The sequence below is a fragment of the Streptomyces sp. NBC_00083 genome (assembly GCF_026343295.1).
GTDB lineage: Bacteria > Actinomycetota > Actinomycetes > Streptomycetales > Streptomycetaceae > Streptomyces.
In genome coordinates, this window is sequence record NZ_JAPELY010000001.1 from 2,803,876 (window position 1) to 2,825,928 (window position 22,053).

The window sequence follows — 22,053 nt, forward strand, 5'->3', positions numbered from 1 at the left end:
GCAGACCCGGCCCGGCTCAGGGCCCCGGAGGGCTCAGCGCCCTTCCAGGACGAGGAGCACCTCGTCGACCTCCTGGCCGCGCGCGAACGCGAAACCACGGTCGCGGCCCGTCACGACGAAACCGCACTTCTCCAGGACGCGGAGCGATCCGGTGTTGTCCGCCACCACATGCGCGTACACCGGACGGGCCTCCTCCAGGGCGATCAACTGGGACAGCGCCGTCGTGGCGACGCCGCGGCCCCACTGGGAACGGCCGATCCAGTACGTGACCTCGCGCTCGTCCGGCGGACCGTAGACCGCCACATGGCCCGCCACGACACCGTCCGCGAGCACGGTGCGCATCCGCACGTCCGGGTTGCCGCGCACTCTCGCCATGTGCGCGTCGAAGAGCTTTTGGTCGTAGTGGTACTCCCGGGTGACCGCGGCCACCTGCTGCGCCTCGGGGTCGCGGGCGTGCTCCCAGAACGCGGACAGGTCGTCGTCACGCACCTCGCGCAGGGTGACGGACGCGGCGGTCACGAACCGGGCCCCGCCGGCGTGGCGCCCGAGGCCGCCGCCTCGTACAGGTTCTGGGTGGCGTCGCCGAAGTACGCGCTGTAGGAGACCTGCGGCGTGTTGCCGCCGGTGTGATAGCCGCCGATGACCCCGATCACGGCCCAGCCGCCGGGCCACGGCACCAGCATGGGCCCGCCGCTCGTCCCGCCCACGAAGCCGTCGCACGCGATCCGCGAGAAGGTGCCCGGGTCGGCCGTGTCGTCGCTGACCCACTTGGTCGTCCGGCTCACACACTCCAGCGGCTTCTGCGCGGTGCCGGGATAGCCGATCATCCGCACCGGGTTGTGCGCGTACCCGGAACCGGTGAGCAACTGGACCGCGCCGACCGCGTCCTGGAGCCGCCTGCCGTCCTCGTTGGGCTCGGTGACCGCGAAGCCGAAGTCATAGGAGGCGCCCGCGTGTTCACCCCGGTCGTAGTACTCCTGGGAGACGTACACGCCGTTGTCCTTGACGGGGAACACACCGAACGGCTTGAGCCCGTCGTGGTACTGCGGCACGAACCCCAGGTGGCGGACGGGCGAGGCGCCCGCGTACCCCTTGAGGCAGTGTCCCGCGCTCAGCACGAGGTCGTGGTCGGGGCTGCGCACCACCGAACCGCTGCACGTGCGCCCCGTACCGGAGGCGTCGGTCCAGAAGAACGTGCCGGCCTCGGGGATGCCGTCGAAGCTCTTGCTCGGCGGAATCACCTCGCCGGGCCGTGGCCCGTCCACGGTGGGCGGGCTCGTACGGGCCCCCGGTTCCCGGTCGGAGCCGCTCGCGTCGGGCACGGCGGCCGTCATGCGGTCGGCGCTCCAGTAGGCGGCCAGGCGCACCGCCTCGGGGTTGGGCTCCATGGGGAAGGCCGGCGACGCCGGGGAGAGCCGGGACTCCGGAGGGGCCGGCGTCGCTGCGAGCGCCGTCGAGCCGAGCCCGGCCGAGACCAGCAGAGTGGCGGCCGCCACAGCGGCGTGTCGGATGATCCTGCTCCTGCGCACCATCGATTCCCCTCTGGCCGAACACATGTGACGGTTCACCATACGGCGGCGGCGGTGATGGGCAGAAGCGTCCGAAGTCGCTCGGGCGCGGCGCCGTGGAGACCGGGTGACCGGGAGCGGCAGGCTGCCGGGCCACACCCCCGCGTACGCGGCCGGAGCAGCGGCGATAGGCGGATCGCTATGGCCGTGTTCCCCGGACGGCTCTTGGACGCCGGCCCGCTCGCCTGTTCTGCTGGAGACATGCGAGACAACACGACACGCTCTGCCTCCCTGCGCCACGCCCGCACCAAGGGCCCCGCGGTGCTGCTCGCCCTCATGGCGTTCACCACCACCGCCGCCTCCACCGCACAGGCGGCCGACGCCCGCGGTACCGCGCCCGTCCACACACCCTCGGCACGAGCGGCCACGGGTGTGTCCGGCACCCATGTGGCCGACGACCTCCGTACGTTGGAGGCGGCACACGACGTACGGATCGGCGCCTTCGCCTTCGACACCGGTACCGGGCGCACCGTCTCCTACCGGGGCAACGAGAGCTTCCCCTCCCTGTCCACGTTCAAGGCCATGGTCTGCGCCGCCGTTCTCGACCGGGCCCGGCACGCCGAACCGGGGCTCATGGACAAGGTGATCCACTGGACGAAGGCCGACGAGGTCCCCAACTCGCCGCTCACGCAGGGCCACGGCGAAACGGGCATGACCGTCGCCGACCTCTGCCGTGCGGCCATCACCCGGAGCGACAACACCGCGGGCAACATGGTGCTCCGCCAGGTCGGCGGCCCCGAGGGCCTGACCCGCTACTACCGTTCCCTCGGCGACCCGGTCTCCCGACTGGACCGCTGGGAGCCCGAGTTGAACGACTGGCGGCCCGGCGAGCGACGCGACACCACGACGCCCGCGGCGATGGGCCGCGACCTCGCCAGGACCTCCCTCGGCTGCGCGCTCACGCCCCCGGACCGGGCCACCCTGAACACATGGCTCCGCGCCACCGCCACGGGTGACGCGCGGATCCGCGCCGGGGTGCCGAAGGACTGGACCGTCGGCGACAAGACCGGCACCACCGACTCCTACGGGTCCGCCAACGACATCGCCGTCGCGTGGCCCCGCTCGGGCCACCCCGTCATCATCGCCATCTACACCAACCACACGGCCGCCGACGCCGCCACGGAGGACGCGGTGGTCCGGAGCACGGCGACGACTCTGGTGGACGGGCTCGGCCTGTCCGGCAGCTGACCGCTCAACTTCCCCGCGGGGGAGCCGTGTTGGCCACGGCTTCCCACACGGTGCGCGCCAGCACCTCGGGAGCGAGCGTGGCGTCGACGACCAGGTCGCAGGAGTGGCGCAGCGGCTCGACGTGCCGGGCATGGGCGTCGCGGCGATGGCCGAGGTAGTTCCGCAGGAGCACATCGAGGGAAAACCCCTCCCGCAGACACTTGCGCGCGATCTTGCGGGCCAGGCGGAGATCCGCCGGCAGATCGACGAACACATCGAAGCGCGAGTGCTGTGTCCGAGGCGCTGTATGGCGGGCAAACATTCCGTCGACGATGACATGGGTGGCGACCGCGAGGGCGGCGTCGACCTCGCGATTCAGGCGCTCCTGGTCCATCGAGCGGGGGTCTCCCACGTCCAGACGGGAGGCTCCCGCCTCGTCGCGCGTCCAGGCACCTCGCCCGGGGGTGCGGAAGTAGTAGTCGTCGCCGTGCAGAACCCGCACGGACCCCTCGTGGGCGCGGTCCGTCAGCGCGGCAGCCAGCGTCGTCTTGCCGGCGCCCGCCCCGCCGGTCAACGTCACCAACATCCGGTACCCCCGATCACGGCGATTCCGATCATCGTACGAGTGTCCTGGGCCGCGGATCCGCGGTGCGGGACCGCGCCGCGGCCCGGCACGCCGCGGCGGGACTCGCGGTCCGCCGTGGGCCGCCCCTGCTCGCACATCCCGACGACCACCGCGAACACCGCCTCCGGCGCGTCCTGGCGTGCCCGCGGCGCGCGGTTCTGCCAAGGTCGGCCTGTACGTCGCCTCGCGGCGGGCCCGCACCCTGCGCCCAAGGAAGTGAGAGCAAGACATGGAGAAGTTCTCCCTGGAAGCCATTGCCCGCGCTCAGCTGAAGGCCGCCCGGGAATCCGAGGCGGGGCGCAGCGCGTCCACCGTGATCGGCGGGCACGAGCGCGTGCTGCGCCAGACGGTGATGGCCCTGACCGCGGGGAACTCGCTCGGCGAGCACGCGCTCGGAGGCGAGGCGACCCTCCTCGTGTGGTCGGGCCGGGTCCGGCTCGTCTCGGGTGCGGACACCTGGGAGGGCCGCGACGGCGACCTGCTGGCCGTGCCGGTCACGCCGCACACCGTGGAGGCGCTGGAGGACTCGGCGTTCCTGCTCACCGTCGCCATGACGTGAGACGTCACCGGCGTGACGTAGAACGTCCGGCGCCCGGGACCATGTGCGCGCACTCCATGTCCGCGTGATCAGCGTGTGGCCGCCACGGTCAGCTCGTAGTGGCGGTTGATCTGACAGCCGAGGTTCTCGTAGCTGTTCACCTTGGTGTCCGGGTCGGTCCGCACGAGCCGGTACTTGCACGCCTTCTTGATGTGGTTGCCCTGGATCCCGCCGGGAAAGTCGATCTCCTTGTTCCAGAGGTAGGGGGACCTGTACCCGTTGATGCGGGCCGTGGCGTTCACATCGATCCCGCCCGGCGCCTCGATCTCGTACACCCACCCCGTCTTCGCCGCACCGTAGGTGGCGAACTTCTGAGCCACCCACTGCTCGCAACTGGTGCTGACATGTGCGGTGTTCTGGCCGCCGCCCTTGACGATGTACTCGGCGAGCGGGGTGACCGACTCGCCCCGTGGGGTGAATCCGTCCTCGAAGAGCTGCCGAACATTGTCCCGGGTGTCGCCCCGCCACAGGGTGTTGGTGTCGTCGCGCCACTGCCAGTGCTCGGACACCGCGGCCTTCTGGATGGCCGGGGCGATCAAGGGGGAGGTGGTCGTGCGGTACCAGCCCGACGGGCGGAACCGTCCCACCGGCCCGCAGGGGCCCGTGTCCGGTGCCGCCGCCTGCGATGCCGGACGGTGCGGGCCGGCCGCGCCGACGGGGGCGGCGACCGTCACAGTGGCACCGGCCAGCGAGGCGCCGGTCAGCGAGGCGGCGGTCAAAGCGGCGGCGAAGATGCGAGGAGCGGCTTTCGGCATGGCGGACCCCATCCGTTGATCAGCAGGACGGGCCCTTTCTAACGGGCACAGTTCGCGAATCGGGTGAAACTGGCACGAGGTCACTCCCACGAGGGAATCAGTCATATTGGCCGCCCCCCGCCCACGCAGCGACTTCACCTCGGGGGATGTGGACCGAACCCCCTACGGGGCGCCCCGTATGTGTCCCCGAAGGGACGGCCGAGGGGGTCTCGTTCGCGCGGGCGATGGATCGACGGCGCGCGCGGCGGACCCTGGGACGGGCCGCGCAAGGGCGGCTCTCGATGTCGCCGCGGTGGGCATCGCCCCGGCCGGCGCCGGCGCGACGGAGCGATGCGCGCAGCGCCCGGAGGAAGGGTCATCACGCCATGAACACCCCGCCGAACTCGCACACAGGAGGCGAACGCGTCTCCCCGGCACACCTGGACCACCCGCGCGGCCTCGCGGCGTTCCGCGTCACTAAGCTCCTCGTCGGGACCCACCTCGGGCTGAGTGTGCTGACACTGATCGCCGTGACCCTCCTGCGCGACGACCCCGCGCAGGTCAGCCCCGCCGTATGGGTGCGCACGACCATCGTCGTCGCCAGCGCCCTGGTGACCTACATATGTGCCGTCCGGGCCGCCGACGGGTCCCGTCCTGCATACCGACGGCTCAGGATCATCTCCGCCGTCATGACTGCGGCCATCGTCGCGATCATCGCGCTGCGCGGTACCTTCCCCGTGTGGTTCAAGGCCGAACAGGCGGTGTGCGGAGCCCTGTTGATCGCGCTCCTCGCACTGATCAACGGCAAGCACCTGCGCTCACTGTTCGCCTCCGGGCGATGAGGCGAGTGTGCGTGCGCCACGGCGTGCGGGGTCGGGCCCGTGATCTGGTGAACGTGGGTCCTCGGCGTTCCCGTACGGAGAGCGGCCGGCTGGAACCGTCAACTTGTGTACCGATGAACCATAGTGATGTGCCATCAGGACGAGAACCCGACGTGCACGTGGTCGTGGTGCGTGTCGTCGGAGAAGAACTGGTTCGCCGTGGTGCCGCCTGTGAGCTGCACGGGACCGCCCACGTTGTACGAGCCGGCCGCCGCGGCCGCGCGCATGAAAGCGGTGATCAGGGTGCGGGAGGTGGCGGGGTCGACCACGACGCGGCCGTTGATGCGCCACACGTCGAAGGCCCGGCCCAGCGGGTGGTCGCTGGGGCGGTCCGTGCCGAACACGTCCAACGGGTGACCCGAGCGCACGACGCTGACCGACAGCCGGTAGGTGCCCGCGAGTTGCAGCATCGCGCGCAGCACACTCTCGTGCACGGCGCCGCTGCGGATGTCGGCCACGGAGGCGGGCGGCAGCTCGATCCGGGACTGGGCGAGGACCTCGCGCGCCGCTGCGGTCAGCGGACGGGCGGGGCCGGGCGCCGCGGGATGCAGCGTGGTCACGCGCCAGGCGTCGGATGACCGGCTGAGCCGCACGTCGACCGTCGTGCCGCCGCGCTTCACCGTGCTGCCGGTGAGGGACGGCTGGTCGCAGACGACCAGAACGCTGGCCGAGTCGGACAGGATGCCACCGTACTGGGCGTCGATGACACGGACCACGGCCGCATCCGCGGAGGGCAGCAACGAGCCTGCTTCTCGCGCGAGTTGAGTCGCGGAGTCCTCGGGGACGCCGAGTCGGGCGGCCCTTTCGGCTGCCGCGCCGTCGCCCGCCTGTCCGGCGGGCCAGGTCCCGAGGGCCTCGACCAGCCTGACGGCGGCGAGCTTGGCCGCGGGCTCGATCTCGCCGGGGCCGGGATGCCATGCCACGGCGGCGGGGAGTTCGGTGGGGGGACTCGCCGCGGGCGACGGGGTGGGGGAGCCGGGGGCGGACGATGTGGTGCCGGACCCCATGGAGGCCGCCGGGGAGCCGGCCGTGGGTGTGGCGGTGGGCGACACCGTCTTCGTTCCGCCGGAGCAGGCGGTGGCGCTCAGGCACCAGGCCGCCGTGCCCATGAGCACCGAACGGCGGGCGACGCTTCCGGCCGGGGGCCCGCAGAGCGGGGAAGGCAGGACCATGACCGGCTCCTTGGGCGTACGGGCGGACGCAGTTGCCGTCAGTATCCGCCCCGCGCGCCGGACCTCGGCGCACCTCGCCGGGCGGCCGAAGGAATTCGACCGCGGGCGGGTCATGATGGGGAGCCGCAGTACGCATCAGAACGCCACACGTCAGAACACCACGCATCAGACCACGAGGAGCGTCATGGCCCGCAGGGTTCACCAGCCACGGGAGAGCGAAGAATTCGCCTTCATCCTCGCGATGGCCGACGGCCCGGTGCTCGCCTACTTCTGCGGGACGTGGCCGAAGGCCGTCGAAGCGTGCAAGGCGATGGAACCGGTCGTGGCCGATGTGGCCGAGGCATACGCGGCGCGCCTGACCGTGGTCAAGGCCGACATCACCCGCTGCCCGGAGCCCGTACTGCGCTACGGCGTCACGGGCGCGCCCACCATCGTCCTGATCAAGGACGGTGAGGCGGCGGCCACCGCCACCGGCCCGATGGACCGGGCGGCGCTGACGGCGTTCCTGGACGCCGGGCTCTGAGCCGCCGACTGTTTCAGGCGCCCCCGCGGGCGTCGAGTCGCGTTGCTCAGACGGACGGAGGGGGCGGAGCGGCCGGGGCTGGATCGGCGGGTGGGCGGAGGCGCTCGATCGCCACCATGGCGGCGTCGTCGCCCAGCGACCCGGCGGGAGTGTGGGCGAGGAGGTCGTCGCGCAGATGGCGCAGCAGGGCGTGCGGCCCGGTGCCGTTCCAGGCGGCGGCGCGCTCCGCCAGAGGGTAGAAGCCGCCGTGCGCGTCGCGGGCTTCGAGGACACCGTCGGTGTAGAGCAACAGGATGTCGCCGGGCTCGAACGGGAAGCTCTCGGCGAGGAGTTGGGACGGTGCCAGGCTCACAAGGCCCAGGGGCGGAGCCGGCTGGTCCACCTCCAGCGGGATGACCCGGTTGCCGCGCAGGAGCAGCGGCGGAGGGTGGCCACAGTTCACCAGCCGTAGCGCCTGCCCTGTGTCGGGAATGTCGAGCAGGGCCGCCGTGATGAACGCCTCGCCGGGATCGTCGGAGCGGTATCCCACACTGGTGTCACCCTCGCCATGGGTGTCGAACCCACCCTCGCCCTCGGAGAACGGCCCCTGTGCCTGGGACCCGTCCAGATCCGGGGCCACCGCCCGTTCGAGGTAGGCGGCGAGCGACGGCAGATCGGCCTCCTGGTGGGCCGCGGCGCGGAACGCGCCCAGCACGAGAGCCGCGTCCCCCACCGCCTCCAGTCCCTTCCCCCGTACGTCACCGATGATGAGCCGGGTGCCATGGGCGGTGCGCGCCGCCGCGTACAGGTCACCGCCGATCTGTGCCTCTGCCGCGGCGGCCATGTAGACGCTCGCCACACGCAACGGCCCCACGCGTTCGCGCAACGGCCGCAGCACCACCAGCTGCGCGGCTTCGGCGACCGAACGCAGCTGCACCAGCTCCTTCTCGTGCACCTCGCGCAGATGGGCGAAGAAGGTCACGAACACCGAGATCAGGAGCAGCGTGATGATCTGGAAGCTGTGGTTGAGGTCGGTGACGCTGCCGCGCACCATCGCGACGATCACCTGCGCCAGCACGGCGACCGCGCCGATGAACGCGGTGGTGCGCGGTCCGGCGAACGACGCCGCCACCGCGGGGGCCGCGGCCAGGAACGGGCCGAGGTGCACATCGGGCGGAGCCAGGAGGTCGCCGACGCTGACGAGCACGATCATCGCGAAGGGCACCGCGGACAGTGCGTGCTGCGGCGTCAGGGAGCGGGGTCGGACGGCACGCGGTGCCTGAAGATCCATCACTCCTGCATACACCGGACCGTGCCCCTGGCGCCGCTGGCGTGGCCGCATGCGCCACGCTCACCGCGCGCCACGGGCGACCCGCGTCCATGAGGCCGCAGCCCTCGGCGCAGACTGAACAGGGCGGCCACCACCCCACTTACGGGCCACCGGAACCACGACCGGGCCTCGGTCCGGTGGGCCGGGCCGCCGGACCGAGCAGGCAGGACGAGGAAGAGTGCAGCCAATGGACAGGGACAACGGTGTGGACGGGCGTATGGGCGACGACAGGGGCGACGACATGGACAGGGCCGCGGCCGAGCGTGCGGGTGGCGCCATGGGCGGCGGCGCGACCACCGGGGCCGGGGGAGGAGCGGACACGGACACGAACGCGGGCGGCGGCGCCGGCACCTCCCTCGACCCCCGGTGGGTGTCCGAGCCGGCGATCCACTGCGCGGCGGTACTGACCGAGACCGCCCGATTCGTGACGGCCGTCGAGGGGGCCGACCTGGCGACACCGGTACCGAGCTGTCCCGGCTGGTCCCTCGTCGACCTGATCCGGCACACCGGAAGCGTGCAGCGCATGTTCTCCGGCCTGCTGCGGAAGGGAGTCCAGGAACGGCCCCTCAGCCGGGACACGGATCTCGATCTGCCGTCGACCGACGACGGCTACCCCGCCTGGCTGACCGCCAGTGCGCAGGTGGCGGACCACGTGTTCGCCGACACCACCCTGGACGCCCCGATGTGGGTGTGGGGCGCGGATGCTCATGCCCGGTTCTGGGTGCGGCGCATGCTGTTCGAGACGCTGGTGCACCGCGTCGACGCCGAACTCGCCCTCGGCCTGCGGCCGGTCATCGACCCGGCCCTCGCCGCCGACGGAGTGGACGAGTTCCTGGTCAACCTGCCCTTCGCCGCGTCCTTCGCGCCCAAGACCGCTCAGCTGCGCGGCGCGGACCAGAGCATTCGTTTCCGTTGCGCCGACCGGGCGGGCGACTGGCTGGTCCGGCTGCGCCCCGACGGCTTCGGGCTCGACCCGAGCCCGGCCGACGCGGCCGACACCCGTCACGCGGACGCCACCGTCGAGGGGACCGCCGCCGACCTGCTGCTCTTCCTGTACGGACGTCTCGACCTCACCGCCCAGGCGATCACGACGTCCGGGGACGACGCCCTGCTGGGGCGCTGGGTGGAGAACTCCGCGTTCTGACGCGCCCTGACGCGCCCCGGCGCATGTCACGCGTTCTGAGAACGGGCCACAGAGCCCACCCCGTGACGACGGGCCGCAGAGCCCACCCCGTGAGGGAGCGCCGTCCGGGTGCCCGGCGGTGGGCTCAGCCCGGCAGGGAAGGAGCCGGCCACTTCACCTTCCTGGCGTGGTGGGCCCACACCGCAAGCACGGTGAGGGTGGCGGTCGCACCGCCCGTCACTATGAGGGTCGAAGGCGACGACCGGTCGAGCACGGCCCCTCCGAGCAGTGCCCCGATGGAGAAGGTCGCCTGGAACGAGGCGGTGAACAGGACGGAGGACGCCTCCGGTGACGCGGGGGCGGCCTCCGAAAACCATGTCTGCGAGCAGACCGGCACCGCCCCGTATCCGGCCCCCGGGCGGAGGCGGTTGCGGTGGGCATGATCCCGTCCTGTGTGGGGGCAACACATGGTGTTGCCCCCACTCCACCAACGCGGACGGGCGATCTCCGGCGGGTTCGCGACACCACCCGCACATCCCCGGGGTCATGTCGTGTTCTCGCGAACCCTGGCCGACGACGCCCTGGCCGACGACACCATGGCGAGCCGAGCCCTCATGTCCCAACGGGGATGTGCCAACGGAGCTTCTTCGGCGGTCAGTTGTGTCCGAACTTCCGCGGGTGCTTGTGCGAGACCTCGGACATGGGGTGCGCTCGCTCCGGAGCGTCGGGGCTGGAGGTCTTCGGCTGCTCGTTGGTCTCGGGGTTGGCGCTGCGATCGTGGCCGCCGGTGCGCGCTCCCCGGTTCTGGCGGGTCTGCTTCTTGCTCATGGTGGTCGCCCCCTGGTGGGCAGGTCGGGATTGAGCCACCTCCACGCTTGCACGCGGCCCCGTAGATCGCATGTCGGGTGGGGCCCGGCGTCAACGGGTCCCGGGCGCACGGCGGTCGGGACCGCCCGCTGGCCCGCTCGCCACCTCCGCCCGGCCTGTCACCTGCGCTGCGCGGGCGACCTGCGGGGCGGTAGGCCGTCGTCGACGAGGGCCTCCATGACGAGCCGGACACCGCGGGCCAGCCGGCCCAGCTGCTCCAGCTCCATCGCGTACATCCTGATGGTGTTCTCGATGACGGCCGGGGCCACGCCCAGGGTGGGCAGTTCGGCCCGGCTGGTCTGGAGCGCCACACGCACCGCGCGTATCTCGTGCTGCACCTGGATCTGGGCGTGCCGTGCGAGCAGCACATGGTGGCGTACGAGGGGGGAGTAGCCGGCGTAGCGGGCCGGCAGCAGGTCGCGCAGCCAGCGTGTGGCGGTGCGTTCCCAGTCACGGCTCCCGGGCGGTTTTACCTGACAGGGCCAGTCCGGGCTCAGCGTGGTGGTGGGGGCCGTAGGAGGCATGATCATCGCTTCCGGTGGGTGCCGACTCTGATCGAGAGGTGATGGGCGGCCCCGGCTCAGGGGTTAGCCGGGGCCGCCACGGGCGGGCCATCGGATCCGACTGCCTGGATCGGACATCCGGCGCGACGTGAGGAGGGGGGGCGTCACGCGGGATGTTCGTTCACAGAGGGACTGGGGGTCGCTCTTCTTGGCTCGGGGGGATCGATGTCCGCCTCGGCTCAGTAAACATATATACCGTTGAGTAAACAAGGGTATGAAAAAATTCATGCGCTGTTCAGGTGTGAAGATCCTGAGGTCTGAGGGGGCGAATCCGGCTCTCGGGGAAGAATCGGAAGGCTGATGGCCCGGCTAGAGGAAGAAACCGTGTTTGTCGGCGGCCTGCTCGTACTCTTCGAGCCGCGCCTGCGTGCGCTCCGGGTCCGCGTCCGCCATCGCCTGCAGGATGGCCGCGGCGAGCACGCCCGGCGCCGCGTACGAGTCGAACACGAGGCGCGAGCCCGTGCCAGCGGTCAGCGCCACATCGGCTTCTTCGACGAGCGGGCCGAGGGTGGTGTCCGTGACCAGGGCGATGCGCAGCCCGGCACTGCGGGCGGCCCGCAGTGCCGCCAGCGTCTCTTTGGCGTGCCGCGGCATGGCGAACGCCAGTACCCAGGTCCCGCCCGCCGACCGGGACTGCAGCAACGCGTCGTAGGCGACGCTGCCGCCGCGCGTCACCAGACGCACATCGGGGTGGATGCGCCGGGCCGCGTACGCGAAGTATTCGGCGAGGGACACCGAGATCCGCAGGCCGAGGACGGTCAGCGGCACCGAGAGGGCCAGCTCGCGGCCGATCTCCAGGACCTGGTTGGTGTTGGCGACGAGGCGCCGCACGTTCTCCAGATTCTCGATCTCGGCGTCCACGGCCGCCTGGAGCTCGTTGTGCCGGCTCTCCTCACGCCCCTCGGGTGTGCCGGCGACCGCGCTCAGGGCGATCGGCTGCAGCGCCTCGCGCAGGGCGGGATAGCCGCTGTAGCCGAGCGAGGAGGCGAAGCGCGTCACGGACGGCTGGCTCACCCCCACCCGTTCCGCGAGATCGGTGATCGAGAGGAAGGCCGCGTCGGTGAGGTGGTCGATGAGATACTGGGCGATGCGCCGCTGGCCGGGGGAGAGGCGACGGCCGTCGAACAGGGCGCGTACCCGGTCCGCCGGAACGCGCTCGTGGTCCGCGGACTGCCCGCTCGGCGTGATCGCAGCCGACTGGGCGCGTACCTGCTGCCCCGATGACACCGGCGGGCCTCCTTCTCATGCCATGTGTGCTCAAAACATAGCTCACCCCTGCGCCGGACCGGCCCAAATTCCTCCACTGACCTGGTTACTTCGGCCGAGCGCACAGCCCTGGCGGGGGTGTGGGCCGTGCCGCTCGGGAGGATCCTCCGATGGGACCACGCCGGGACGTGGGTCCCCAGCAGGTAAACCCGGTGGGGGTATGGTCGGGCCGGAACGCGACAGTCGCACGAGTGGCTACGAGCGGCGACGAGTGGCTACGAGTGGAGAGGGCGGGGCAGTGAACCGGAGGCACACGGGCAGGACCGGGCTCTCCCGGCTGGCCGTGCTGTGTGCCGTCCTGTTCGGGCTGTTCTCCATGCACGGCGCACCCGCGAGTGCGGCGGCCGGCTGTCACGGCGAGGCGGCCCTGCCGGCCCCCATGGCCGTGCCCCCGGACATGGGGCACGCACCCATGTCGGCGCCCACCGACGGCACCGACGGCACCGCCGTCGCCGGCGTGTCCGCTGTCCGGGCCGGGCTTCCCGGACACCGTGTCGCGCCCGTCGCCGCGGGGGCGACCGGGGAACTGTGTGTGTCCACCCCGGCCCGCGAGCGGTTGCCGCTCGCCGCCACCGGTCTTCTCGCCCTCCTCGGACTGGTGGTCCTGGTGGGGCGGGGGCTCGCCGGGCCCCGCACCGCGCTCCGGGCGGCCCGGCGTGGACCGCCACTCGGCGGCAGAGGTCTGCTCCTCCAGGTGTGCGTCGCCCGGACGTGACACGGGCTTGTCCGGCCCGGCCCCGTGCCGGACCGGCTCTGCGTACCGTCCGTCCGCGCGCCCGAGGAGTGGCGCGCCCACCTGGAATGAGCCTCACGATGTTCGCTTCCCACACCGTGCCCCCCAGGCACGACGACGCCCCCACCGCCACCCGTGTCCCCGCCGTGCCCCTCGCCGCGGCCTCCCGCGGCTTCGGCCGCCGTAGCGCCCTCGCCGCCGTCGGCACCGTCGCCGCTCTCGCGCTGACCCTGTCGGCCTGCGGTTCCTCCGGCGGCTCCGGGTCCGGCGACTCCGCGACACCGGGTATGCACCACGGCCCGGCCACCACATCGTCGTCCGGCGCCGGGGAAGGTGCCGGCCCGTTCAACGCCGCGGATGTGGCGTTCGCCCAGCAGATGATCCCGCACCACCAACAGGCCCTGGAGATGGCACGGCTCGCCGAGGGGCGTGCGGCCGACGCGGAGGTCAAGGACCTGGCCACCGCGATCGAGAAGGCCCAGGACCCCGAGATCGACACCATGAAGGGCTGGCTGAAGGCGTGGGGCAAGCCGCTCCCGTCGTCCCCCCACTCCTCGCCGTCCGCTTCGTCGTCGGCCTCGCCGTCGGCCTCGTCCTCGATGGGGGACATGCCGGGGATGAACCACGGCTCGGGCGCCGGGTCCGCCATGCCCGGCATGATGTCCGACCAGGACATGCGTGACCTCGCCGCCGCCAAGGGCAAGGACTTCGACCGGAAGTTCTCGCAGCTGATGATCGGCCATCACCAGGGCGCGGTCGCCATGGCCAAGGACGAGCAGAAGAACGGCGACAACGCGGATGCCAAGCGGCTCGCCGGCAACGTCATCGCCGCGCAGAACGCCGAGATCGAGCAGATGAACAAGATCGTCGCCCGCCTGAAGTAGCGGACGGCGCGGACGCGGGTGCCGCCCCTGGCCCCGGCGAGGGTCGGCACCCGCCCGCCCCCGGCTCCTAGTCGCCGTCCTCCGGCACAGGTGCCGTGGGGCGGCGGCGAGGGGGCGGGCTCAGGAGCAATGGCAGGTACACGTCGTCGACGATCTCGGTGATGAAGTCGTCCTCCACGGGCGCGCCGAACAGCAGGAACTGATTGCGCAGCAGGTCGGTCGCGACCGTGGCCCGACGCGACGTCAGCACCCACGGCTCCACCTCCCCCCGCTCGACGGCTCGTTCCAGCACGATCTGGACCGTCGAGGGCCGCACGGTGTGGATCCGCTGCCGGATCAGCTCGGCAAGTTCGGCGTCGCGGGTCATCTCCGCGAGCAGTCCGCGCATGATGCCGCCGAGCGGACTGGCCATGTTGACCGCCATCTGCCGCAGCAGGACCAGGACGTCGCCGCGCAGTTCGCCGGTATCGGGGAGGTCGACCTCGGAGATCTTCCCCAACCGGCAGGCGTCGACCACGAGTTGGGCCCGGCTCGGCCACCTGCGGTAGACCGCCGCCTTTCCCGTGCGGGCCCGGACCGCCACCCGCTCCATGGTGAGCGAGGCGTAACCCACCTCGCCGAGCTCGTCCAAAGTCGCCAGCAGAATGGCGCTTTCCAGTTCCTCGCCGCGACGACGCGGGCCTTTGCGGTGGTCAAGGGGTGGTTCGGTGGCCGGTTCCGTGGCCGGTTCGGCACTGTTGGGCACCCCTGCCTCCCGTGTCTGTCGCATAGGGGCCGTTGCGTTCTTCCGGGTGGACAGCCTAGCCTCCAACTTAGAGAACAGTCCGTTCTTTAACGTCTGAGGTTTCGAGGGTTTCGATGACCGAGATGACAGAGAAAGCCACCACATTCCTCACGTCGCAGGAGGCACCGGCCTTCCCGGCGGACCGCACATGTCCCTACCAACTACCCACGGCCTACAGTCGGTTGAGGGACGAGCCGGATGCGCTGCGCCCGGTGACGCTCTACGACGGCCGCCGCGCCTGGGTGGTGACCAAGCACGAGGCGGCGCGGCGGTTACTCGCGGACCCCCGGCTGTCATCCGACCGCCTGCACGCCGACTTCCCCGCCACCTCGCCACGCTTCAAGGCGTTCCGGCAGGGCAGCCCCGCGTTCATCGGGATGGATCCCCCCGAGCACGGGACGCGTCGCCGCATGACGATCAGCGAGTTCACCGTGAAGCGCATCAAGGGCATGCGCCCGGACGTCGAACGCATCGTGCACGGCTTCATCGACGACATGCTCGCCGCGGGACCCACCGCCGATCTGGTCAGCCAGTTCGCCCTGCCCGTCCCGTCCATGGTGATCTGCCATATGCTCGGCGTCCCCTACGCCGACCACGAGTTCTTCCAGGACGCGAGCAAGCGCCTGGTGCAGGCGGTGGACGCCGACAGTGCCGTCGCCGCCCGGGACGACTTCGAGCGCTACCTGGACGGGCTGATCACCAAGCTGGAGTCCGAACCCGGGACCGGGCTCCTCGGCAAACTGGTCACCCACCAGCTGGCGGACGGCGAGATCGACCGCGCGGAGCTGATCTCCACCGCCCTGCTGCTGCTCGTCGCCGGTCATGAGACCACGGCCTCGATGACCTCGCTCAGCGTCATCACCCTGCTCGAACACCCCGACCAGCACGCCGCCCTGCGCGCCGACCCGTCCCTCGTGCCCGGAGCGGTCGAGGAACTGCTGCGCGTCCTGGCCATCGCGGACATCGCGGGCGGCCGCATCGCCACCGCCGACATCGAGATCGACGGTCAGCTCATCCGGGCCGGTGAAGGAGTGATCGTCACCAACTCCATCGCCAACCGCGACAGTTCGGTGTTCGAGGACCCGGACCGTCTCGATCTGCACCGCTCGGCACGCCACCACCTCTCCTTCGGGTACGGGGTGCACCAGTGCCTGGGCCAGAACCTGGCCCGCCTCGAACTCGAAGTCATCCTCACCGTGTTGTTCGACCGCATTCCGACCCTGCGCCTGGCCGTCCCCGTGGAGCAGCTGACGCTGCGTCCGGGCACGACGATCCAGGGCGTCAACGAACTCCCGGTCACCTGGTGACCGAGCGGAAAGGAGGACCCATGCGGGTCTCAGCGGACCGGGACGTCTGTGTCGGCGCCGGCCTGTGCGCGCTGACCGCGCCCGACGTCTTCGACCAGGACGACGACGGCCTCGTCGACGTGGTCACCCCCGATCCCGGCCAGGCGCAGCAGGCCGCGGCCCGCCAGGCCGGCAACCTCTGTCCGTCGGGGGCGGTCCGCATCACCGAATGACGCGACCGTCCCGCGGCCCCACCGGACCGGCCCCCGCCTCATCAGGCGCGGGACCGGTCCGGTGCCGTACGCCCCCCCAGCGGCCCGGCCCGGCCATCTCCCGCGCCGCGCAAGCGCGTTGGCCGAAGGAGCGAGCACCTTGTCCGGAGCGCGGCGTCACAGCGGATCGGTCACGGAGGGCGCGGCCCACAGGTGGTCGAGGGCGTCGACCACGAGGCGACAGACGGTGTCCGGATCCGCGCTCGCCAGCGGCTCGCGCGCGACGACGGTCCGCATGAGGCCGATGCCGAGCAGCCAGGCCATGGCCAGATCCGCGCGCAGGGCCCCGTCCTTGGCCCCGGACAGCGCGGCAAGAGCGCTCTGGTACTGCTCGCCCAGCTCCCGCAGGGTCCCGGTCGCCTCGTCGCCGCGCCCTATCGACCGCAGGTAGACCTCCAGCGAGCGGTCCCCGGTCCCTGCCGCGCTGCTGGTCAGCATCGAACGCAGGGCCGTCTCGAAGAGCTCCTCCGGCGGTGTGGCGTGCAGCTGTTCCAGGCCACCCTGGGCGACGACCTCGGTGAGCAGGCCCTGTTTGGAACCGAAGTACCGGAAGAGCAAAGCCTGGTTGGCCCCGGCCCGCTCCGCGATGTCGCGGACCGTCGTCCCTTCGTAGCCGCGCTCCGCGAACAGGTCACGGGCGGCGTCGAGCAGCCGCCGCCGGGTGGCTCCGGCATCACGGCGGCGCTCTCCGGGGGGCGCATCGGGGGCTTGATCCATGGGACGGATCCTCTCAGACGGCCCGTCAGGATAACGGCCACAATGCGCCGTTGACCGCCCTCACGGGCAGGCCTACGGTTGTAAGCAGCTGCTTACATCTGGGAGGCCACAGTGACGACAGCCGATACCGCACCCCTCGCCTACCCCTTCAACACCTCCGACGGCATCCAACTCGCCGACGCCTATGAGCGCGTACGCGAACTGCCCGGCCTGTTACGGGTGCAGATGCCCTACGGCGAGTCCGCCTGGCTCGTCACCCGGTACGCGGACGCCCGGCTCGTCCTCGGCGACCAGCGGTTCAGCCGGGCCGAAGGGGCCCTCCACGACGAGCCCCGGCAGTCCGAAGGGCGTACGAACAGCGGGATCCTCGGCATGGATCCGCCCGATCACACCCGGCTGCGTTCCCTGGTGGCGCGGGCGTTCACCGTCCGCCAGGCGGAGAAGCTCCGCCCGCAGGTGCGCGAACTCACCGCGAGCCTGCTCGACGACCTGGAAGCGGCGGGTCCGCCCGCCGACCTCGTGGACACCTACGCCCTTCCGCTGCCCGTGGCGGTCATCTGCCGACTGCTCGGCGTGCCCACCGAGGACCGCCCGCGCTTTCGGGTGTGGAGCGACGCGGCCCTGTCCACCAGCTCACTCACCGCCGCCGAGTTCGAGGCGAACCGCGAGGAACTGCGGGCCTACATGGGCGAGTTGATCGCCCTGCACCGCCAGGAACCGCGGGACGACCTGATGACCGCGCTCATCGAGGCCCGCGACGGCGGCGACCGCCTCTCCGAGCTGGAACTCGTCGACCTGTGCGTGGCCGTCCTGGTGGCGGGGCACGAGACCACCGCGTCCCAGATCCCCAACTTCACCCTCACCCTGCTCGAACACCCCGACCAGCTGGCCCGACTGCGCGCCAGGCCGGATCTCGTCGCCAACGCGGTGGAGGAGCTGCTGCGCTTCGTCCCCCTGGGCAGCGGGGCGAGCCAGCCCCGGTACGCCACCGAGGACGTCGAGGTGGGCGGCACCCTGGTGCGGGCCGGCACCCCGGTCCTGGTCGCGACCGGCGCCGCCAACCGGGACGCGCTGCGCTTCACCGCACCCGGCGTGCTCGACATCGCCCGCGAGGGCAATCAGCACCTCGGGTTCGGCCACGGCGTGCACCACTGCCTGGGCGCCCCGCTGGCCCGGCTGGAGCTCCAGGAGGCGCTGAGCGCGCTCATCATCCGCTTCCCCGGCCTCAAACTGGCGGGCGATGTGACCTGGAAGTCCGAGATGCTGGTGCGGGGACCGCGCGTCATGCCGGTCGCGTGGTGAGCGCCGTGACCTGGACCGTACGCGTGGATCCGCAGCTCTGCATGGCCTCGGGCATGTGTGCCGGCGCCGCACCCGACGTCTTCGCGCTGGACGGTGAGCACGCACGGGTGCTGCCCGACGGCATCGAGCCGGACGACCGGATCCTCGACGTCGCCGACGCCTGCCCCGCCCAGGCGATCACCGTGCACGAGGGCAGCGCGGTCATCGGCCCCCGCCGCGACTGAAACCCCGGCGGCCGGAGGCGACCGGACGAGCGCCGGGGACGCGGGCGGCTACTCGAAGCGTGAGGTGTCGCCCGCTCCCCGGCGTACGATCTCCAGCTCGCCGCTGGAGAAGTCGAGGACGGTCGTCGGCTCGGTGCCGCAGTCCCCGGAGTCCAGTACGGCGTCCACCACGTGGTCGAGGCGCTCCTTGATCTCCCAGCCCTGCGTCATCGGCTCCTCCTCGTCGGGCAGCAGCAGGGTGCTGGAGAGCAGGGGTTCACCGAGCTCGGCGAGGAGCGCCTGGGCGACGGCGTGGTCGGGGATGCGCACGCCGACCGTCTTCTTCTTCGGGTGCAGCAACTGCCGCGGCACCTCCCGCGTCGCGGGCAGGATGAACGTGTAACTGCCCGGCGTGGCCGCCTTGATCGCGCGGAACACATCGTTGTCGATCTGCACGAACTGACCCAGCTGGGCAAAGTTCTGGCACACCAGGGTGAAGTGGTGACGGTCGTCGAGAGAGCGGATGGACCGGATCCGGTCGATGCCGTCGCGGCTGCCCAGCTGACAGCCCAACGCGTAGCAGGAATCGGTCGGGTAGGCGACGAGCGCGCCGGAACGGATGCTGTCCGCCACGCTGCTGATGGTGCGCCGCTGGGGGTTCTCGGGGTGCACGTCGAAGTACTTTGCCATTCGCCGAGTCTAAGGTCCCGGCCGGCCGGCGGCCCGTTCCGAAGGGGGCGGGGCCTGGCGCCGGCCCCGCCCCCGCTGCCGGACCTCACCCCGGGGTGCCCCCGCGCAGGCCGCGTACGAGGTCACGGGGCAGGCCGTGGGTGTCGTGCAGGTAGCTGTAGTCCTCCTCGTCGAGCGGGGTGGAGAAGCGGGGCCGGGACAGGATGCGACGACCGCGTTCGAGCAGCCGGGTGAAGCGGTGCTCCTCGTCCAGGAACACCTCACGGACCCGGCCGCCGGGCTCGCTCTGCCCGAAGTGGTCCAGGGTGTGCTGGAACAGTTCCCTGGGCAGATCGCCGAGCGTGCGGGACGGATCGTCCCGCCACAGGGTGGTGAGGGCGCGCCGGATCAGGCGTCGCAGGACGTACCCGCGCCCCGTGTTGGACGGCAGGACACCGTCGCCGATCACGACGATGCCCGACCGCAGGTGGTCGCAGACCAGGCGCAGCGACGGTTCGTCCAGCGGCCACAGCGACGGCACCGTACGCGTCCACGGCTCGAACAGGTCGGTTTCGAAGACCGACCTCTTGCCCTGGAGGACGGCGACGAGCCGCTCCAGGCCGAGCCCGGTGTCGACGTTCGGCCGGGGCAGCAGGCCGAGGCTCCCGTCGTCGCCGCGGCGGTGACGCATCATCACGTGGTTCCACACCTCCACCCACCGGTCGTCACCGGTCGGGGTCGAGCGCGGCGGGCCCTCTCCCGTCCTTACGAAGATCTCCGTATCGGGACCGCACGGCCCGGTCGGCCCGTTGGACCACCAGTTCTCGTCGGTGGTCAGCTCCACCGGCACCCCGCGCTCCTCCCAGGTGCGCAGCGAGTCGGTGTCCGGACCGGACCGCTCGTCGCCGCCGAACACCGTGGCGTACAGCAGCCGCGGATCCACTCCGAATCCGTTGACGAGCAGGTCGTGGCCCCAGTCGATGCTCTGCGAGCCGCCGTAGTCTCCGAGCGACCAGGTGCCGAGCATCTCGAAGACCGTCAGATGGCTGGAGTCGCCGACCTCGTCCAGGTCGGTGGTGCGCAGACAGCGCTGCACATTGACCAGGCGGCGGCCGAGCGGGTGGGGCCGCCCCTCCAGATAGGGGGTGAGCGGATGCATGCCGGCGGTGGTGAACAGGACGGAATCACCGGGCGGTGACAGGAGCGTCGACCCCGTGATGCGCCGGTGGCCCCGGTCCTGGAAGTACTCGACGAACGTGCGGACGATGTGGTCGGTGTTCATGACTGCGGATTCCTTCGCTGCGGGGCAGCCGGAAAGGGACCGCGGCGCGGGATGCGAACAGGAACCCGGAAGGAGAGTCCGACGATCCACCGGCGGGCCGTTTCCGGTCGCCGGGGAGTGGGGGATGAGGTCAGGCGGCGGCAACCGGCGAGCTGGTCGCTCGCGCGGTCGAGGTGCCGATACAGATGATGACCTTCATGCCGTCCACGGTAACGCGCTGGTCATGCGAGCGCACGCGAGTTTGCGGTTCGGGTGGGCGACATCACGCGCGCCGCGGCGACGGGGAGATCACGCGGGTGGCGGTGGGCGGGCGCGGGCCGGCGGCGGTCCACGCCCGGCGTCGGCCGGGGGGCGACCCGGCGAGGGGGTGGCGCTTCCTGATGGGGGGAGTACCAGGGAGCGCGCCGTCCCACCCCGCCGGGCGCCTTCCCAGTGGCGGCGCAGCAGCCAAGAACTCCCGCGGTTGCCCTGCCGGATCGATCTGCCCACCGGGAGCATGTGGGGCACGCAGACTGCCGAACGGTCGAGGCCACCCGTACAGGTCCGAGAGGGTGAACCCCGTCCGTTACGTCTCACCATCGCAGCGGCCGGAGCGTGTGTACAGGCGCATTCTGGACGCCCGGCGGACGGTGCCGCCGAGGAACCCGGCGGAGCGCGGTGTGCGGCGCCCCGAAGTGCGATGAGCCGGTGTGTGCGCCAACTTCCTTGCTGTGCACTCGACTTGGGGAAGGCGGGGAAGGCGGTCCCAGGTGACCCGGCTCGGGTGAGCCCGCCGGCTCAAGTCGTACCGTCGCCTTCCGCGGCCCGCTCCGCCGCCTCGACCTGCGCGGCGAACTCGTGAGCGGGCAGGCGCTCCAGGCTGCCGCCGTAACGTCGGGCCAGCTCGTCGGCGGGCTCCTGCGACGACTCGTGCAGATCCACGACCAGCATGGACGCCCCGTCCTCGATCCTGCCGCTCAGCATGATCAGGCCGGCTCCGCCCTCCATGAGCTGACGGTTCTCCGCCGCGTTGGCCAGGGCGGCCCCCGCCGCGCTGCCCAGGAGCACGCCGATCGGCCCGCCCAGCAGCCCCACGAGGCCGCCGACCAGCCCACCGCCCACCGTGGGCACCCCCGCACCCCGCACATGGTTCTCCGGCACATCCAGGACGCCCTCCGCGGACCGCTCCAGGACCGCCGCCTGACGCAGCCCCGGCAGCGAGACCGCCTCCTCGTAGGCCGCACGGCACTGCTCGGGACGGGTGAACGAGATCAGCAGAACATGGTGAGTCTCCGCCATCGCAGATCCACTCCTCGTTGCAGGGCACACGGCACGGGGCTCTCCCAGTGGACCGCCCCCACCGCGGTTCCGCCAGGCGGGCACGGCCGTCGGGCGGCGCCGCGATCGGCAACAGGAACGGCTCGATCAGGATCGGCTCGGTGCGGGCCCCGGCGAGGGAGTGGTCAGCCGGTCGTACCCCGCCCCGAACTCCTCCGCGGGGATCACATAGCCCCCGGGCCGGCGAGTGCCGGCCCATGTCGTTGAC

Annotated in this window: 25 protein-coding genes and 1 pseudogene; 11 read left to right on the forward strand and 15 right to left on the reverse strand. The window is 71.6% G+C overall.

Going from position 1 to position 22,053, the window contains the following annotated elements; genetic code table 11:
* Positions 1-33 precede the first annotated feature (33 nt).
* Complete coding sequence (locus OOJ98_RS12390) at positions 34-519, reverse strand: GNAT family N-acetyltransferase (RefSeq protein ID WP_267054698.1); 486 nt, start codon at positions 517-519, stop codon at positions 34-36.
* Complete coding sequence (locus OOJ98_RS12395; protein WP_267054699.1) at positions 516-1,532, reverse strand: serine protease; 1,017 nt, start codon at positions 1,530-1,532, stop codon at positions 516-518. The genes OOJ98_RS12390 and OOJ98_RS12395 overlap by 4 nt, the downstream gene beginning before the upstream one ends.
* A gap of 237 nt (positions 1,533-1,769) precedes the next feature.
* Here OOJ98_RS12395 and bla point away from each other — a divergent pair, with 237 nt between their 5' ends.
* Positions 1,770-2,756, forward strand: coding sequence for a class A beta-lactamase (gene bla / locus OOJ98_RS12400; protein ID WP_267054700.1), 987 nt, complete (start codon positions 1,770-1,772; stop codon positions 2,754-2,756).
* Positions 2,757-2,760: 4 nt separating this feature from the next.
* Here bla and OOJ98_RS12405 read toward each other — a convergent pair whose 3' ends face one another.
* Entirely contained in the window at positions 2,761-3,321 is a 561-nt protein-coding gene (locus tag OOJ98_RS12405; protein ID WP_267054701.1) for a uridine kinase, read from the reverse strand.
* 268 nt (positions 3,322-3,589) lie between these two features.
* On the opposite strand from OOJ98_RS12405, the gene OOJ98_RS12410 reads away from it, so the two are divergent.
* Complete coding sequence (locus tag OOJ98_RS12410; RefSeq protein ID WP_267054702.1) at positions 3,590-3,919, forward strand: LuxR family transcriptional regulator; 330 nt, start codon at positions 3,590-3,592, stop codon at positions 3,917-3,919.
* A gap of 68 nt (positions 3,920-3,987) precedes the next feature.
* On the opposite strand, the gene OOJ98_RS12415 is transcribed toward OOJ98_RS12410, so the two are convergent.
* Entirely contained in the window at positions 3,988-4,713 is a 726-nt protein-coding gene (locus OOJ98_RS12415; protein ID WP_267054703.1) for a hypothetical protein, read from the reverse strand.
* Positions 4,714-5,078: 365 nt separating this feature from the next.
* Between OOJ98_RS12415 and OOJ98_RS12420 the strand changes: the two genes are divergently transcribed.
* Entirely contained in the window at positions 5,079-5,534 is a 456-nt protein-coding gene (locus OOJ98_RS12420; RefSeq protein WP_267054704.1) for a hypothetical protein, read from the forward strand.
* A 134-nt stretch (positions 5,535-5,668) separates the two neighbouring features.
* Here OOJ98_RS12420 and OOJ98_RS12425 read toward each other — a convergent pair whose 3' ends face one another.
* Positions 5,669-6,745: a hypothetical protein gene (locus tag OOJ98_RS12425; protein WP_267054705.1), complete on the reverse strand. Its 1,077-nt coding sequence runs from the start codon at positions 6,743-6,745 to the stop codon at positions 5,669-5,671.
* A gap of 184 nt (positions 6,746-6,929) precedes the next feature.
* Between OOJ98_RS12425 and OOJ98_RS12430 the strand changes: the two genes are divergently transcribed.
* Positions 6,930-7,268 (forward strand): co-chaperone YbbN, encoded by a 339-nt coding sequence (locus tag OOJ98_RS12430; RefSeq protein WP_267054706.1) that lies wholly within the window; start codon positions 6,930-6,932, stop codon positions 7,266-7,268.
* A gap of 46 nt (positions 7,269-7,314) precedes the next feature.
* On the opposite strand, the gene OOJ98_RS12435 is transcribed toward OOJ98_RS12430, so the two are convergent.
* On the reverse strand, positions 7,315-8,538 hold the full coding sequence (locus OOJ98_RS12435) for a PP2C family protein-serine/threonine phosphatase (RefSeq protein ID WP_267054707.1): 1,224 nt from the start codon (positions 8,536-8,538) through the stop codon (positions 7,315-7,317).
* A gap of 226 nt (positions 8,539-8,764) precedes the next feature.
* Between OOJ98_RS12435 and OOJ98_RS12440 the strand changes: the two genes are divergently transcribed.
* A complete protein-coding gene (locus OOJ98_RS12440; protein ID WP_267054708.1) occupies positions 8,765-9,721 on the forward strand; it encodes a maleylpyruvate isomerase family mycothiol-dependent enzyme in 957 nt (318 codons plus the stop codon).
* A gap of 124 nt (positions 9,722-9,845) precedes the next feature.
* On the opposite strand, the pseudogene OOJ98_RS12445 reads toward OOJ98_RS12440, so the two are convergent.
* The 4 genes and pseudogenes from OOJ98_RS12445 to OOJ98_RS12460 form a co-directional block, all read right to left on the reverse strand.
* Positions 9,846-10,106: pseudogene (locus OOJ98_RS12445) on the reverse strand (MFS transporter); the annotation flags it as partial.
* Between the two features lie 248 nt (positions 10,107-10,354).
* On the reverse strand, positions 10,355-10,528 hold the full coding sequence (locus OOJ98_RS12450; RefSeq protein ID WP_267054709.1) for a hypothetical protein: 174 nt from the start codon (positions 10,526-10,528) through the stop codon (positions 10,355-10,357).
* Positions 10,529-10,686: 158 nt separating this feature from the next.
* Positions 10,687-11,097 carry a hypothetical protein gene (locus tag OOJ98_RS12455; protein WP_267054710.1) on the reverse strand — a complete coding sequence of 137 codons (411 nt, stop codon included), beginning with the start codon at positions 11,095-11,097 and terminating at the stop codon, positions 10,687-10,689.
* A gap of 342 nt (positions 11,098-11,439) precedes the next feature.
* On the reverse strand, positions 11,440-12,357 hold the full coding sequence (locus OOJ98_RS12460; RefSeq protein ID WP_267054711.1) for a MurR/RpiR family transcriptional regulator: 918 nt from the start codon (positions 12,355-12,357) through the stop codon (positions 11,440-11,442).
* Positions 12,358-12,634: 277 nt separating this feature from the next.
* Between OOJ98_RS12460 and OOJ98_RS12465 the strand changes: the two genes are divergently transcribed.
* Together OOJ98_RS12465 and OOJ98_RS12470 are read left to right on the forward strand one after the other, a co-directional pair.
* Entirely contained in the window at positions 12,635-13,111 is a 477-nt protein-coding gene (locus OOJ98_RS12465; protein WP_267054712.1) for a hypothetical protein, read from the forward strand.
* Positions 13,112-13,209: 98 nt separating this feature from the next.
* Complete coding sequence (locus tag OOJ98_RS12470; RefSeq protein WP_267054713.1) at positions 13,210-14,013, forward strand: DUF305 domain-containing protein; 804 nt, start codon at positions 13,210-13,212, stop codon at positions 14,011-14,013.
* A 67-nt stretch (positions 14,014-14,080) separates the two neighbouring features.
* Here OOJ98_RS12470 and OOJ98_RS12475 read toward each other — a convergent pair whose 3' ends face one another.
* The gene (locus tag OOJ98_RS12475) at positions 14,081-14,758 is read right to left on the reverse strand and encodes a TetR/AcrR family transcriptional regulator (protein WP_267054714.1); all 678 of its coding nucleotides are present in this window, start codon (positions 14,756-14,758) and stop codon (positions 14,081-14,083) included.
* A 122-nt stretch (positions 14,759-14,880) separates the two neighbouring features.
* Between OOJ98_RS12475 and OOJ98_RS12480 the strand changes: the two genes are divergently transcribed.
* Positions 14,881-16,104: a cytochrome P450 gene (locus OOJ98_RS12480; protein WP_267054715.1), complete on the forward strand. Its 1,224-nt coding sequence runs from the start codon at positions 14,881-14,883 to the stop codon at positions 16,102-16,104.
* Between the two features lie 20 nt (positions 16,105-16,124).
* On the forward strand, positions 16,125-16,316 hold the full coding sequence (locus tag OOJ98_RS12485) for a ferredoxin (protein ID WP_267054716.1): 192 nt from the start codon (positions 16,125-16,127) through the stop codon (positions 16,314-16,316).
* A gap of 156 nt (positions 16,317-16,472) precedes the next feature.
* On the opposite strand, the gene OOJ98_RS12490 is transcribed toward OOJ98_RS12485, so the two are convergent.
* Positions 16,473-17,072 (reverse strand): TetR/AcrR family transcriptional regulator, encoded by a 600-nt coding sequence (locus OOJ98_RS12490; RefSeq protein ID WP_267054717.1) that lies wholly within the window; start codon positions 17,070-17,072, stop codon positions 16,473-16,475.
* 111 nt (positions 17,073-17,183) lie between these two features.
* On the opposite strand from OOJ98_RS12490, the gene OOJ98_RS12495 reads away from it, so the two are divergent.
* Entirely contained in the window at positions 17,184-18,374 is a 1,191-nt protein-coding gene (locus OOJ98_RS12495; RefSeq protein ID WP_267054718.1) for a cytochrome P450, read from the forward strand.
* 5 nt (positions 18,375-18,379) lie between these two features.
* Positions 18,380-18,598, forward strand: coding sequence for a ferredoxin (locus tag OOJ98_RS12500; RefSeq protein WP_323177889.1), 219 nt, complete (start codon positions 18,380-18,382; stop codon positions 18,596-18,598).
* A gap of 48 nt (positions 18,599-18,646) precedes the next feature.
* On the opposite strand, the gene OOJ98_RS12505 is transcribed toward OOJ98_RS12500, so the two are convergent.
* The 3 genes from OOJ98_RS12505 to OOJ98_RS12515 form a co-directional block, all read right to left on the reverse strand.
* Positions 18,647-19,267, reverse strand: a complete 621-nt coding sequence (locus OOJ98_RS12505) for an L-threonylcarbamoyladenylate synthase (RefSeq protein WP_267054719.1) — start codon at positions 19,265-19,267, stop codon at positions 18,647-18,649.
* Between the two features lie 85 nt (positions 19,268-19,352).
* Positions 19,353-20,528 carry an alanine--tRNA ligase-related protein gene (locus OOJ98_RS12510; protein WP_267054720.1) on the reverse strand — a complete coding sequence of 392 codons (1,176 nt, stop codon included), beginning with the start codon at positions 20,526-20,528 and terminating at the stop codon, positions 19,353-19,355.
* A 777-nt stretch (positions 20,529-21,305) separates the two neighbouring features.
* Entirely contained in the window at positions 21,306-21,806 is a 501-nt protein-coding gene (locus OOJ98_RS12515) for a histidine kinase (RefSeq protein ID WP_267054721.1), read from the reverse strand.
* Between the last annotated feature and the right edge of the window lie 247 nt (positions 21,807-22,053).

Bases quoted from the DNA above. Each gene is read 5' to 3' on its own strand.
- OOJ98_RS12405 (WP_267054701.1), bottom strand. From the start codon at position 3,321: ATGTTGGTGACGTTGACCGGCGGGGCGGGCGCCGGCAAGACGACGCTG.
- OOJ98_RS12440 (WP_267054708.1), top strand. From the start codon at position 8,765: ATGGACAGGGACAACGGTGTGGACGGGCGTATGGGCGACGACAGGGGC.
- OOJ98_RS12485 (WP_267054716.1), top strand. From the start codon at position 16,125: ATGCGGGTCTCAGCGGACCGGGACGTCTGTGTCGGCGCCGGCCTGTGC.
- OOJ98_RS12505 (WP_267054719.1), bottom strand. From the start codon at position 19,267: ATGGCAAAGTACTTCGACGTGCACCCCGAGAACCCCCAGCGGCGCACC.
- OOJ98_RS12395 (WP_267054699.1), bottom strand. From the start codon at position 1,532: ATGGTGCGCAGGAGCAGGATCATCCGACACGCCGCTGTGGCGGCCGCC.
- OOJ98_RS12455 (WP_267054710.1), bottom strand. From the start codon at position 11,097: ATGATCATGCCTCCTACGGCCCCCACCACCACGCTGAGCCCGGACTGG.
- OOJ98_RS12515 (WP_267054721.1), bottom strand. From the start codon at position 21,806: ATGGCGGAGACTCACCATGTTCTGCTGATCTCGTTCACCCGTCCCGAG.
- bla (WP_267054700.1), top strand. From the start codon at position 1,770: ATGCGAGACAACACGACACGCTCTGCCTCCCTGCGCCACGCCCGCACC.
- OOJ98_RS12435 (WP_267054707.1), bottom strand. From the start codon at position 8,538: ATGGATCTTCAGGCACCGCGTGCCGTCCGACCCCGCTCCCTGACGCCG.
- OOJ98_RS12470 (WP_267054713.1), top strand. From the start codon at position 13,210: ATGTTCGCTTCCCACACCGTGCCCCCCAGGCACGACGACGCCCCCACC.
- OOJ98_RS12510 (WP_267054720.1), bottom strand. From the start codon at position 20,528: ATGAACACCGACCACATCGTCCGCACGTTCGTCGAGTACTTCCAGGAC.
- OOJ98_RS12490 (WP_267054717.1), bottom strand. From the start codon at position 17,072: ATGGATCAAGCCCCCGATGCGCCCCCCGGAGAGCGCCGCCGTGATGCC.
- OOJ98_RS12410 (WP_267054702.1), top strand. From the start codon at position 3,590: ATGGAGAAGTTCTCCCTGGAAGCCATTGCCCGCGCTCAGCTGAAGGCC.
- OOJ98_RS12480 (WP_267054715.1), top strand. From the start codon at position 14,881: ATGACAGAGAAAGCCACCACATTCCTCACGTCGCAGGAGGCACCGGCC.
- OOJ98_RS12430 (WP_267054706.1), top strand. From the start codon at position 6,930: ATGGCCCGCAGGGTTCACCAGCCACGGGAGAGCGAAGAATTCGCCTTC.
- OOJ98_RS12425 (WP_267054705.1), bottom strand. From the start codon at position 6,745: ATGGTCCTGCCTTCCCCGCTCTGCGGGCCCCCGGCCGGAAGCGTCGCC.
- OOJ98_RS12415 (WP_267054703.1), bottom strand. From the start codon at position 4,713: ATGCCGAAAGCCGCTCCTCGCATCTTCGCCGCCGCTTTGACCGCCGCC.
- OOJ98_RS12450 (WP_267054709.1), bottom strand. From the start codon at position 10,528: ATGAGCAAGAAGCAGACCCGCCAGAACCGGGGAGCGCGCACCGGCGGC.
- OOJ98_RS12420 (WP_267054704.1), top strand. From the start codon at position 5,079: ATGAACACCCCGCCGAACTCGCACACAGGAGGCGAACGCGTCTCCCCG.